This window comes from Rhizobium favelukesii, assembly GCF_000577275.2.
Lineage (GTDB): Bacteria > Pseudomonadota > Alphaproteobacteria > Rhizobiales > Rhizobiaceae > Rhizobium > Rhizobium favelukesii.
Window position 1 is genome coordinate 1,503,707 of the sequence record NZ_HG916852.1, and the last position, 10,761, is coordinate 1,514,467.

At 59.5% G+C, this 10,761-nt stretch carries 16 protein-coding genes; 15 read left to right on the forward strand and 1 reads right to left on the reverse strand.

Annotated elements, in window-relative coordinates:
• Positions 1-21 precede the first annotated feature (21 nt).
• From LPU83_RS45785 to LPU83_RS45830, 11 genes are all read left to right on the forward strand, one after another.
• Entirely contained in the window at positions 22-1,197 is a 1,176-nt protein-coding gene (locus LPU83_RS45785) for a phage portal protein (RefSeq protein ID WP_244656137.1), read from the forward strand.
• A complete protein-coding gene (locus LPU83_RS45790) occupies positions 1,194-1,805 on the forward strand; it encodes an HK97 family phage prohead protease (protein WP_037069260.1) in 612 nt (203 codons plus the stop codon). Before LPU83_RS45785 ends, LPU83_RS45790 begins: the two co-directional genes overlap by 4 nt.
• A gap of 86 nt (positions 1,806-1,891) precedes the next feature.
• The gene (locus tag LPU83_RS45795; protein ID WP_037069263.1) at positions 1,892-3,145 is read left to right on the forward strand and encodes a phage major capsid protein; all 1,254 of its coding nucleotides are present in this window, start codon (positions 1,892-1,894) and stop codon (positions 3,143-3,145) included.
• A 55-nt stretch (positions 3,146-3,200) separates the two neighbouring features.
• Entirely contained in the window at positions 3,201-3,374 is a 174-nt protein-coding gene (locus tag LPU83_RS45800) for a hypothetical protein (protein ID WP_157997332.1), read from the forward strand.
• Positions 3,374-3,916, forward strand: a complete 543-nt coding sequence (locus tag LPU83_RS45805) for a head-tail connector protein (RefSeq protein ID WP_037069266.1) — start codon at positions 3,374-3,376, stop codon at positions 3,914-3,916. Before LPU83_RS45800 ends, LPU83_RS45805 begins: the two co-directional genes overlap by 1 nt.
• Positions 3,917-3,977: 61 nt before the next feature.
• The gene (locus LPU83_RS73020; protein ID WP_167546203.1) at positions 3,978-4,154 is read left to right on the forward strand and encodes a hypothetical protein; all 177 of its coding nucleotides are present in this window, start codon (positions 3,978-3,980) and stop codon (positions 4,152-4,154) included.
• A complete protein-coding gene (locus LPU83_RS45810; RefSeq protein WP_037069268.1) occupies positions 4,141-4,491 on the forward strand; it encodes a phage head completion protein in 351 nt (116 codons plus the stop codon). Before LPU83_RS73020 ends, LPU83_RS45810 begins: the two co-directional genes overlap by 14 nt.
• Before the next feature lie 9 nt (positions 4,492-4,500).
• A complete protein-coding gene (locus LPU83_RS45815) occupies positions 4,501-4,914 on the forward strand; it encodes a DUF3168 domain-containing protein (protein WP_051509072.1) in 414 nt (137 codons plus the stop codon).
• Positions 4,914-5,378: an HK97-gp10 family putative phage morphogenesis protein gene (locus LPU83_RS45820; RefSeq protein WP_037069271.1), complete on the forward strand. Its 465-nt coding sequence runs from the start codon at positions 4,914-4,916 to the stop codon at positions 5,376-5,378. The genes LPU83_RS45815 and LPU83_RS45820 overlap by 1 nt, the downstream gene beginning before the upstream one ends.
• Positions 5,379-5,404: 26 nt before the next feature.
• Positions 5,405-5,848 (forward strand): phage tail tube protein, encoded by a 444-nt coding sequence (locus tag LPU83_RS45825; protein WP_037069274.1) that lies wholly within the window; start codon positions 5,405-5,407, stop codon positions 5,846-5,848.
• Complete coding sequence (locus tag LPU83_RS45830; RefSeq protein ID WP_037069276.1) at positions 5,848-6,264, forward strand: gene transfer agent family protein; 417 nt, start codon at positions 5,848-5,850, stop codon at positions 6,262-6,264. The genes LPU83_RS45825 and LPU83_RS45830 overlap by 1 nt, the downstream gene beginning before the upstream one ends.
• A gap of 152 nt (positions 6,265-6,416) precedes the next feature.
• Here the strand turns inward: LPU83_RS45830 and LPU83_RS45835 are convergent, their stop codons facing one another.
• Entirely contained in the window at positions 6,417-6,731 is a 315-nt protein-coding gene (locus tag LPU83_RS45835) for a hypothetical protein (RefSeq protein WP_037069279.1), read from the reverse strand.
• Between the two features lie 52 nt (positions 6,732-6,783).
• On the opposite strand from LPU83_RS45835, the gene LPU83_RS45840 reads away from it, so the two are divergent.
• From LPU83_RS45840 to LPU83_RS45855, 4 genes are read left to right on the forward strand one after another with little or no spacing between them, the layout of a single operon-like run.
• On the forward strand, positions 6,784-9,012 hold the full coding sequence (locus LPU83_RS45840) for a tape measure protein (protein ID WP_037069282.1): 2,229 nt from the start codon (positions 6,784-6,786) through the stop codon (positions 9,010-9,012).
• Positions 9,013-9,651, forward strand: coding sequence for a hypothetical protein (locus LPU83_RS45845; RefSeq protein WP_037069285.1), 639 nt, complete (start codon positions 9,013-9,015; stop codon positions 9,649-9,651).
• Positions 9,651-10,319, forward strand: a complete 669-nt coding sequence (locus LPU83_RS45850; RefSeq protein ID WP_037069287.1) for a hypothetical protein — start codon at positions 9,651-9,653, stop codon at positions 10,317-10,319. Before LPU83_RS45845 ends, LPU83_RS45850 begins: the two co-directional genes overlap by 1 nt.
• Positions 10,319-10,759, forward strand: a complete 441-nt coding sequence (locus LPU83_RS45855; RefSeq protein WP_037069290.1) for a GNAT family N-acetyltransferase — start codon at positions 10,319-10,321, stop codon at positions 10,757-10,759. Before LPU83_RS45850 ends, LPU83_RS45855 begins: the two co-directional genes overlap by 1 nt.
• The last annotated feature ends 2 nt before the right edge of the window (positions 10,760-10,761 follow it).

The following is a 10,761-nucleotide window of genomic DNA, read 5'->3' on the forward strand; positions in this document are numbered from 1 at the left end:
CCAGTGAGTGCCGAGAATTTCATGGCATTCTTCGGCGTTCAGAGCGCCAACCTGCCGCACGTCACGATCGACAACGCGCTTAGGGTCCCGGCTGTTTGGGCTGCGGTTGCATTTCTATCTCGCACGCTGGCCGCGCTGCCTCGGCATGCATATCGCGATACCAAAGATGGTGCGAAACGCGTGGGCGGCAGGCTTGAGACGGTGGTCAACGCGGCGCCAAACGACACGATTGGCTCCTTCGGGTTCTGGCAGTGGTTCTGGCAGCAGGTATTTACCGGCGGCCGGGGCCTCGCCTACATCGAGCGCACGCCGCAAGGCATCGACTCGCTCTGGCCGATGGATCCGACAAAGACCACGATCAAGCGCGTCGGTATGCGGGTCGTCTATCAGTTCGAAAACAAGGAATACGACGCGGCCGATGTGATCGACGTGCCGTTCATGCGCCGCAGCTGCGGATTGAAGCACTACGGGCCGATCGCCCAGGCGTCCAAGGCGATCCAACTCGCAATCGCCATGAATGATTATGGCTCAAACTTCTTCGCTGGCGGTGGTGTTCCGCCGTTGGCGCTAGAAGGTCCTCTTCCTGCCGGCGCCGAGGCAATGAAGCGAGCGCAGGCCGATATCAAGCGGTCGGTCGACGCAGCTAAGAATGCTGATGAGCCAATCTTCCCCATTCCGGCAGGATATAAACTATCGCCGGTCGGGATTGATCCTGCCAAGGGCCAGATGGTCGAGGCGCGGCGATTCCAGGTGGAAGAAATTTCACGCACCTACCAACTTCCGCCGGTGTTCTTGCAGGACCTGACCCACGGAACGATGGCCAACACAGAGCAGCAGAACCTAATGCTTGTTCAACACCTGATCGGCCAATGGGCCAAGGCGTTGGAAGACGAACTTAATCTGAAATTCTTTGGTCGGAGCGGCGGCTCACGTTACGTGAGACATGTGCTCGACGGGTTAATGCGCGGCGACTTCGCCACCCGCATGGAGGGTCTAGCAAAGGCCGTTCAGAATGCGTTGCTGACGCCGAATGAGGCACGCGCCTTGGATGATCGTCCTGCGATGCCACATGGCGACGATCTGTTCCTCCAAGGCGCAACGGCACCTCTGGGAACTGCGACGTATGGCCAGAAAAACAAGGCTGGTGCTCCGGCGCCCGCCAATGACAACGCCGACGACGGGGCTGACGCAGCATGACGACCAACATTGAAAAGCGCAGTTATGTCGGCGCGGTCGAGCACCGTGCTGACGACGGCAAGCGCACGCTGATCGGCTACGCCGCCAAGTTTGAGCGGCTGGCCATGATCGGGAGCTACTTCCAAGAAAAGATCGCGCCTGGCGCCTTCTCGACCGCGATCGGCGGTGACATTCGGGCTCTGGTAGATCACGACCCGGGCCGGGTTATCGGCCGCACGAAGAGTGGGACGCTCCGACTTCGTGAGGATGGTGTCGGATTGGCCGTTGAGGTCGACATCCCAAACACTACCGATGGCAATGACCTTTGGGAGCTAGTCGAGCGCGGTGACATCAGCGGCATGAGCTTCGGCTTTCGCGTCACCAAGGAGACTTGGGACGAGACAGGCGACGTACCGGTGCGCACGATCCAGGCCGTGGAGCTCTTCGAAGTCTCCGCGGTTGCATGGCCGGCTTACGAAGACACGACTATTGGCCTTCGCTCGCTAGATGCGGCGAGGTCAGACGGTGATTCCGCGAGCCGAAACGCAGCGGCCGCGGCCAGACGCGTCGCCGAAAAGCGCGCGGCATTGGAACAACGAATTCGGGGCATCCGGCAGGAAGCTTCGTAAGTCCACCCGGCTCCGCCGGAGGGCAGGGTCTCCTGCCATTTCATCCTGAAGGCGCCGCGTGGCGCCATTTTCATTTGGAGAAAAGTATGTCCCTTAAGGAACTGAACGAGAAGCGCGGCAAGCTTGTACATGACGCCCGCGAAGCTCTCGACGCCATCAAGGCAAACACCGACGAAGCGCGTGCAGCTGAGCTAGACACACGCCACGACACCGTCATGGCTGAGTTCGACAAGATCTCAAAGCTGATCGAGCGCGAGCAGAAGCTCGCTGAGATCGAAGCCCGGTTTGAGCAGCGTCGTCAGGAGCGCCGTCCGATCTCTGGCGAGGGCGAGCAGCGCGGCCAGGATACTGGCGACAAGATCGAGTACCGCCAGGTGTTCGCGAAGGTCGTTTGTGGCGGCCTCGACGACCTGAGCCCGGAAGAGCGCGCTGTGCTGAAGCAGGGCGTCGCCAAGTTCGAGCAGCGCGCTCAGACGGCCGGCTCGACGACTGCTGGCGGCTACACGGTTCCGACCGAACTGGCCAACGAGATCGTTCGCAGCATGCTGGCCTGGGGTCCCATGTACGACGGTGATGTCGCACGTGTGATCACGTCTTCGGCCGGCAATCCGATGAAGGTGCCGACTGTCAACGACACTGCGAAGTCGGCTGGCGCACACACTGAAGGCACTGCGCTGACAGACGACGGCTCCGAAGACGTTACCTTCGGCCAGAAGTCGCTCGACGCATACGTATTCGACACTGAGTTTATCCGGTGGTCATTCGAGCTCGAAGCCGACTCGATCTTCTCCATGGAAGCTCTCTTGGCGGACCTCCTCGGCGAACGCCTTGGCCGCATCGCGAACGCCCAGCTCACGCTCGGCACTGGTTCGTCTGCTCCGAATGGTGTTGTTACGGCATCGACGCTCGGCAAGACCGCTGCTTCGGCGACGGCGCTGACCTGCGACGAGCTTATCGACCTCGAGCACTCAGTGAACCGCGCATACCGCAAGTCGCCGAAGGCAGCGTTCATGATGAATGACCTGACTGTCAAAGCGGTGAGGAAGCTGAAAAATTCTGACGGAGACTACATCTGGTCAGCCGGCGACGTCACCCAAGGTCGCCCAGCTACGCTGCTTGGCTACAAATTGAACGTCAATGACAGCATGGCAGATATCGCTACCGGACAGAAGACCGTTCTGTTCGGGGACTTCAACAAGTACTTCGTGAGGAAAATTGGTTCACCTGTCATAGGGGTGCTCCGCGAGCGCTTTTGGCCTGACCTCGGGATTGCGGGTCTGATCCGCTTCGACGGAGAGCTCGCTGACACCGCGGCGATCAAACATTTGATCCAAGCGTAGTGAAACGAGCGGGCTGGCCTTCGGGCTGGCCCGCATCTCTTTCAGGAGGCGACATATGCTTTTGAAAATGACTGCGGGCCTTTCCGGTCCCGACTTCAATCTCGCCTCTGGCGACGAATACGATTTCGATGCGGACGAAGCCGAGCGCCTGAAGGCTGCTGGCTTTGCTGTAGATGCCGAGCCCGAAATTAAGGCTCCGGTTAAGACCAAGAAGGGCAAGGCAGCCTGATGTGGTATCCGGCCAAAGTGACGACGGCAGCGACGGCGGAGCCGGTAACTCTTGATGACGTGAAGCGGCGCCTTCGCGTCGACTTTGCCGATGAAGACGTGGACATCGAATTGATGATCGCGTCGGCGCGCGATCACGCCGAGAAATACTGCAATGTGCTGTTTGCCGAGCAAACGGTTGAGTTGAAGTGCGATTGCTGGGGCGATCTGGCACGACTGCCGGTAGCTCCAGTCTCGTCGGTGACATCGATCGCCTACGTCGATACGGACGGAGCCACTCAGACGCTAGCCGCCGACGCCTACGAGCAGCGTCTTGAGGGTTTGGAGCCGGCAATCGTTCTTGCGTACGGCAAGCAGTGGCCGGCTATTCGGTCGGGCTCGCGGATCACTGTGACTGCGGTTGCTGGATACGAAGAGGCGCCGCCAGCCGTGAAGCACGCACTTCTCCTATTCATCGCCGACGCCTATGGGACCCGCGAAAACTCGAAGGTCGACGACTGGACGGCGCTCGACGCTCTTCTTTGCAACTTCAGGCGCGGCTAGCCCGCACAATGACGCTGCTCTACCGATTCCGCGACCCAGCAGTCGCTTTAAGGACCTTTCCATGGCACGTGTCCGTTTCACCGGTGACTTCGACTACAAGCCTACTACTCCGACCACGATCGGCTACAAAGCCGGCATGGAACTCACTGTGAAGCGCGAGTGCGCTGATCGGGCGGTGGCAGCGGGAAAGGCTGTCGAGCTTCCATCGGCAGGAAGGCCGGCCGATGGCGCCGAGTAAACCAACCTCCGGTGAGTTACAGCATCGCGTTGCCTTCGATGAGCGAACTACCGTCGACGATGGCCTCGGCAATAGCGAGGGCGTGTTTACGGAGCGCTTCAAGTCGTGGGCTGCATTTCGCTCTCGTGGCGGATCAGAAGCAGTCGTGGCCGCGCGGCTCGAAGGCCGAAATCTCCTTGGCGTCTACGTTCGTTCGACCGCAGAGACAGTCCAGATCAAAGCGGACTGGCGAATGCGAGATGTTCGGACTGGCGACACTTACGCGGTCCGGATCGTTGATGCCGTTTCGGATCGGTATTGGGTTTACCTCGAAGCTCAGACGGGCGTGGCGCCCTAAGGATCACTCATGAGCGCTGGAAAAGAATTATGGGCCGCCATCTTTGGCGCGCTCAAGGCGAATGCTGCCTTGGTGGCACTCGTCGATGGCATCCACGATAAGGCGCCGGACCGGCCATGGGGAGCCAAAAACGCTTACATCAGCCGTGGCCCATTCTACGCTTCCACCGACGATGCAGACTGCATCTACGGTCAGGAGATCACGGCTCAGATTGATATCTGGTCACGCAAGCCAAGCAGATGGGCCATGGACGACATGATTGCTGAGGTCCGGAGATCTCTCCACGAGAAGGAATTCCCGCTCGACGAGGTGGCGCTTGCGACCATGGAAGTCCGTCTCTGGCGCGTCATGGACGATCCTGATCCAACAACGCAGCATGGCGTAGTCCAGGTCGTGGCCCTCGTTGAAGGGGCGGCGGACTGATGGCGCCGAAGATCGAGAACCTGAAACGCCTTCAGGCCAAGCTCGATAGACTGCCCACGAAAGTAAAGCAGCGCATTCGGGATGCGATGGAGGCAGGCGCAGACGAGATCATCGCCATGGCCAAAGCGCTGGTTCCTGATGATACTGGCGCCCTGCGTGACAGTATCGGATGGACCTACGGGCGAGCGCCAAAGGGTGCTATGACCTTGGGGAAGGTCGAGTCACTAGGCGGTGACCTGACCATTACGATCTACGCCGGCAACAGCGAATCCTTCTATTCGCGTTTCATCGAGTTCGGCACCCAAGCACATATCGCTGGTGGCAAGTTCGTCGGCGCGACGATCCCCGCGCAGCCTGCCAGGCCATTCTTCTATGTCAGCTTTAGAGCCAACCGCAGGCGCGTCAAAGGGCGCATCTCGCGAGCAATCACCAAGGCAGCAAAAGAAGTTGCGGCGGGTGGTTAAACAGTAACTTCATCAAGGAACACACTATGGCCCAGCCCTCCACAGCCCGTTTTGGAAAATTCAGGGTACTTCTCGGTGACGATGCGACACCGATTGTCTATTCCGCACCTTGCGGCTTCACTTCCAAGAGCCTCACGCTCACCAAGGATCTGACCGAAGTCAATTTGCCAGATTGCGCAGACCCCGACGCCGTGGCGTGGATTGGTCGCGACGCAAGCTCTCTTTCTGCCTCTATCTCGGGCGAGGGCGTTGCTGCCGCCGAATCCATCGAGACCTGGCTTGAAGCTTGGGAAAACGTCGAGAGCGTTCCGGTCAAGATCGAGATCGAATTCCCTTCCCCCGCGAAGACGATCACTTGGACAGGCCTCATGCATGTCAGCTCGCTCAACCCATCGGCAGAGCAGGGCGGCCGCGTCACCCTCTCTGTTGAAATGCAGAGCGATGGCGAACTCGTCCGCGTCGTAGCTTAATGCGCGACGCCAGGATCGAACTGGATTGGGCAGACGGGACGTATTCGTTCCGTCTTGCCTGGTCTCAGCTAGCGGAGCTTCAGGAGAAGTGCGACGCGGGCCCATACGTGGTTCTCGACCGGCTCCGCACGCATCAATGGCGGGTCGAGGACATCTCGAGCGTGATCCGGATTGGCCTGATCGGAGGAGGACTAGAGCCTGCAAAGGCCCTCATCCTAACTCGCCGCTACGTTGAGGATCGTCCTCCGCTTGAGAGCGTTGCTTATGCAGTCGGAATTCTCACGGCTGGCCTGATGGGGGCACCTGACGAGCCATTGGGGGAGGGCGAAGCGCCAAGTCCGAGCGAGACCGCATCGACGATCTCCCCAACGGAAAACTCAGGTTTGGCGCCGTCTACGGAACCGGAGCCGCAATAGGCTACACCCCGCAAGAAGTGAATGCGATGTCAATGTGGCAGTTCACTGCCGCAGTCGAAGGTTACATTGCCGCCAACTCGCCCGATGACGGCAAGATGGGGGACAAAGAGGCCGACGATTTATTCGCGTGGCTGAAGTCGAAGGGATGACGCTCAGAGCTTGCAATAGGCGATCGACTCGCCGTTGCTGAAGGGCGACTTAATCTGAAGCGTCCACCCTGCTTCGAATGATGCGCCCCTCTCCTTCATTAGGCCGGCTATCCGCGGGCACACGTCCCTTGCTTCACCGCTGTCCATGTCGACCGTCGCAATGACTGCCGATGACCATGCGGAAACCTCGCACGGCTTGCTGGCCAGCCCTGAGTTGTCAATCGCAGCGCACAGTGCATAGCCGCTCTTGAGGCTGTCTGCTGCTGCCGACGTCGCGCCCGCGATTGCAGCGCTGAAAGCCAAAACCCACAATTTCATCGATCCCCCAATACCCGTTCACGCGGGTATTTTTCTATAGGATACAACCGCTGTGGCTGCAACAGATCTCGAGCGCCTGGTCGTTCAGCTTAGTGCTGATGTCACCAAGTATGAGCGGGCAATGAACCGCGCCAGCAACGTCGCAAACAAGCAGCTTGCGTCGATCGAGAAGCGCGCCTTGTCGATGAACAGGAACCTTGGAAACTCTTTCACGACTCTCGGCGTTCGGGTAGGTGCGGCTCTCGCCGGTGCTTTTACGATCAAGGGTTTTTCTGAGCTTCAGGATTCTTACATCAAGATCCAGAATTCCTTGAAGGCGTCCGGCCTCGCTGGCCAGGAGCTTACGGGCGTCTATAATCAACTTTATGCGTCGGCACAGAAGAACGCTGCACCGATCGATGCGCTCGCAACTCTATACAGCCGCGTGGCGATCAACCAGAAAGAACTCGGGGTTTCAAGCGAGCAGGTTGCCGAGCTCGCCGAGACCGTCGCCAAGGCGCTGAAGGCGCAGGGTTCGAGCGCTACCGAAGCGCAGGGCGCGCTTCTACAACTTTCGCAAGCTCTCGGCTCTGGCAAGGTGCAGGCGGAAGAATGGGGCTCGCTGATTGATGGCGCACCGGTCCTGTTGCGGGCCGCAGCTGCAGGGATCAAGCAAGCGGGCGGATCTGTCGCCCAACTTACCAAGCTTGTGAAATCTGGGCAGCTTTCCAGCAAAGCGCTCTTCGATGGTATTCAGGCGGGTGCGCCTGTGATCGACGACATGCTTGCCGGAGCAAGCGAAACAGCTGCGTCGTCCATGACGCGCCTCGGAAATTCGCTCACGAATGCGGCCGGTCGATTCGGTGAGGCAACAGGCGCGAATGACATATTCCAAGGTGCCGTCTCCAAGATGGTCACCTATCTAGATACGGTCTCGTTTGATGGCTTCATCGGGGCTATCAACGCTGTTGCGACAGCACTCGACGGTGCCGCAACTAAGTTTTCCAGTTTCATTCAGCGCGCCAACGAGGCCACCGGGCTCACGCCTAAGGTCATTGAGGACCTCAACAAGTTCGGGCCGTCGACGGACAAGCAGATCTTTGACGATCTGTACAACGGCGGCATAGAGCGAGCGAAGGAAAAGAAGGCCGCCGAAGAGCGCCTCGATATCGAGCGCAATATCGCTGCGCTCAAGAGCAACCCGGTTGGCAACTCTGAGCTTCTGCGGGACCTGCAGGAAAAGCGTGACGCCATCCTCTCCGCCAAACAAGAGGCGGCGGCAAGCGGGCCGGGCAGCGTCCGTAAACCAGTGCAAGGTCCCCTGAATTTCCAAGGGCCAGCCAAGCCAGCAGCCGCGGTCGTCTCTCCGGTGGATATCACCAAGCCGGAGTATGCAGTAACTGCGACAGGCACTGGCAAGTCCAAGAAGACGCGAACAGACGACTACGAGCGCGAGACGCAGCAGCTCAGGGAGCATACTGCGGCGTTGAACGCTGAGACGGATGCGCAGGCTAAGCTTAATCCGGTCATCGACGATTACGGCTTTGCAGTCGCTAAGGCCCGCGCGCAGCAAGATCTGCTGAACGCGGCACAGCAGACCGGCAAGGTGGTTACTCCGGAGCTCTCAGCTGAGATCGACAAGCTCTCGACGGCCTATGCCGCTGCGGAGGTTGCCGCCAACCAGCTTGCGGAAAGCCAGGACAAGATCCGCGAGCGTGCGGCCGAAATTCAGGACCTGAACAAAGAGGTGTTTCGCGGCATCGTCGACGGCTTCACCGAGGGCAAAGACGCGGCTGAGGTGTTCAGCGAGGCGCTTAGCAAGGTCGGCAGCAAGATCCTGGATCTGGCGTTTGACGACTTCTTCGGCACAGGCGGTAAGGCCGGCGCAGGCGGCGGTGGCGCCAACATCCTTGGCAGCTTCTTCAAGATGCTGGGCTTTGCCGGCGGTGGCTATACCGGCCCGGGCGGGAAATATCAGCCGGCAGGCATCGTCCACAAGGGCGAATATGTCGTTCCCAAGAACGTCGTCGACCAAGTCGGCGTCGGCAATCTCGAGAAACTTCTAGGCGGATACGCAGACGGCGGCATCGTTGGAAGCGCGCCCACAATGCCTTCACTGTCGAGCATTGGACGCAGCCCTGCTGTGTCGATCAACTACGCGCCATCTTACGATAACCGCGGCGTCGACAGCGAACGCCTGGCTCGGCTTGAGCAGATCCAGGAGAAGGATCGCCGGGAATTCTCATCTCGTGCTGTCAACGCGATCCAGAAGGCCCGCAAGGGCAATGTGAAAGGTCTCTAAATGGCAATCACTTTCCCGCGTGATATCCTGGCGGGCTTTTCGGGCTGGTCGACGAAATTCGAGTTGGCCTATCGCCAGGAACGGTCTCGCACGGCCGGCGGCAAGACGTTTGCCAAGGATCTGGGCTCGCCGATCTGGCGGGCCTCATACGTGACGAAGCTTGTGCGAGCGAACACGGTCGACAAGTGGCGGGCAATCCTTGCCAGCATGGACGGCGGCATTCAGACATTTATCGGCGTCAACCTGTCCCGTTGCTACCCGATCGCCTATCCGCGCGGCTCATGGCCCACCGGTGACGCCTTCGATGGAACGGGCGGCATTACCGGCATCGATTCCAATCGCAAGACCTTCGACGTGCAGGGCTTCCCGCCCGGATTTAAACTGCAGGCCGGCGACATGATCCAGGTTGGCGATACGGATCTGCATTGGGTTCAAGCTGATGCCACGGCGAACGTATCTGGCGTGTTTGTGCAGCTCGAAGTGCGGCCGCATCTCTGGCCGTCCGTCACGATCGGTGCCGAGGTCAGCGTTAAGCGTCCTCACTGCATCATGTCCATTGATCCTGACAGCGTCAGCTCACAGACGGACCTTTCGACCGGCATGGGTTCCATTTCATTTGATGCATGGGAGGCCCGCTGATGCCTCGCAATATGACTGCCGCCAACGTCGCGGCCTTGCAGGAGCGCCGGCTGGTTGCGCGCGACTTCCTCTGGATAGTCGCCCGTGATCGGACAACTGGCGAGCTTGTGCCAGATGGCACATGGAGCGATTGGGGCGACGTTGCAGCGCAGGTCATCAATCCAGATACCGGCCTGACAGAAACCCGCAACTTCTACGGTTCCGGCACACTGATTCAGATGAGCGATATTCCGCTCGTTAAGAACTTGAGCGTCCAGAACATCACGATCCAGATGTCGCAGATCGATGACCACGTGCAGCAGCTCGTGCGCGATTATGACATTCGCCAGGCGCGCGTGGAGGTCTACCGCGGTCTTTTCGATCCGGACACCAGGCAGATGGTTGCGCCGGCTGAAAACCGCTTCGTCGGCTTCGCGGACAATCTCGTCATCGAGACGCCAAGCGAAAACGAGACGGGCGGCGTTAGCCTTACATGTGTGAGCCATACGCAGGAAATGACTCGAGCGAACGCCGAGACGCGGAGCCATGAGACGCAGGTCCTGCGGAACGTCGGTGACGCCTTCTACAAGGACGCAGCCACAACCCCGACTTGGAAAATTTGGTGGGGATCTCAAAAGGGCGTCGTGCCCACGCAGAAGAAACGCAAGAAGTTTCTAGGGATTTTCTGATGGACATTTACGAGGCGCGACTGAGCGACCTGTCGGCGCTCGTTGCGCTGGCGGAACGGTTCCATGCAGAAGCTGGCGGCTCATATCACTTCAGGATCGACCGCGTACGTGCGTTTCTCGCCCAGGCGATAACGAGCCGGGAATATCTCGCGGTCGTCGCTGGCGAGGCGCCTTGCGGATTCCTGATCGCGAGAGCCGGGGAGAACTACCTGACAGGCGAACGGATGGCTGAAGAGGTGGCGATGTACGTCGAGCCTGACGCTCGATCTGCTTGCCTGGCGGCAAGCCTCATCGGCAAGTTTGAAGCGTGGGCAGCAGCCACGGGATGCTCTGTTGCCAAACTGACGGCACAGCATTCGGCACGGCCGGCGGCCGTCGCCAGGCTTTATCGACGAAGCGGCTATGCCGCGGCGGAAACAGCTTTCATCAAAAGGCTTTAACT

Coding starts and splice junctions, on each gene's coding strand:
- LPU83_RS45795 (WP_037069263.1), top strand. CDS start 1,892: ATGTCCCTTAAGGAACTGAACGAGAAGCGCGGCAAGCTTGTACATGAC.
- LPU83_RS45845 (WP_037069285.1), top strand. CDS start 9,013: ATGGCAATCACTTTCCCGCGTGATATCCTGGCGGGCTTTTCGGGCTGG.
- LPU83_RS45810 (WP_037069268.1), top strand. CDS start 4,141: ATGGCGCCGAGTAAACCAACCTCCGGTGAGTTACAGCATCGCGTTGCC.
- LPU83_RS73020 (WP_167546203.1), top strand. CDS start 3,978: ATGGCACGTGTCCGTTTCACCGGTGACTTCGACTACAAGCCTACTACT.
- LPU83_RS45830 (WP_037069276.1), top strand. CDS start 5,848: ATGCGCGACGCCAGGATCGAACTGGATTGGGCAGACGGGACGTATTCG.
- LPU83_RS45800 (WP_157997332.1), top strand. CDS start 3,201: ATGCTTTTGAAAATGACTGCGGGCCTTTCCGGTCCCGACTTCAATCTC.
- LPU83_RS45825 (WP_037069274.1), top strand. CDS start 5,405: ATGGCCCAGCCCTCCACAGCCCGTTTTGGAAAATTCAGGGTACTTCTC.
- LPU83_RS45850 (WP_037069287.1), top strand. CDS start 9,651: ATGCCTCGCAATATGACTGCCGCCAACGTCGCGGCCTTGCAGGAGCGC.
- LPU83_RS45835 (WP_037069279.1), bottom strand. CDS start 6,731: ATGAAATTGTGGGTTTTGGCTTTCAGCGCTGCAATCGCGGGCGCGACG.
- LPU83_RS45790 (WP_037069260.1), top strand. CDS start 1,194: ATGACGACCAACATTGAAAAGCGCAGTTATGTCGGCGCGGTCGAGCAC.
- LPU83_RS45820 (WP_037069271.1), top strand. CDS start 4,914: ATGGCGCCGAAGATCGAGAACCTGAAACGCCTTCAGGCCAAGCTCGAT.
- LPU83_RS45815 (WP_051509072.1), top strand. CDS start 4,501: ATGAGCGCTGGAAAAGAATTATGGGCCGCCATCTTTGGCGCGCTCAAG.
- LPU83_RS45805 (WP_037069266.1), top strand. CDS start 3,374: ATGTGGTATCCGGCCAAAGTGACGACGGCAGCGACGGCGGAGCCGGTA.
- LPU83_RS45785 (WP_244656137.1), top strand. CDS start 22: ATGGCATTCTTCGGCGTTCAGAGCGCCAACCTGCCGCACGTCACGATC.
- LPU83_RS45855 (WP_037069290.1), top strand. CDS start 10,319: ATGGACATTTACGAGGCGCGACTGAGCGACCTGTCGGCGCTCGTTGCG.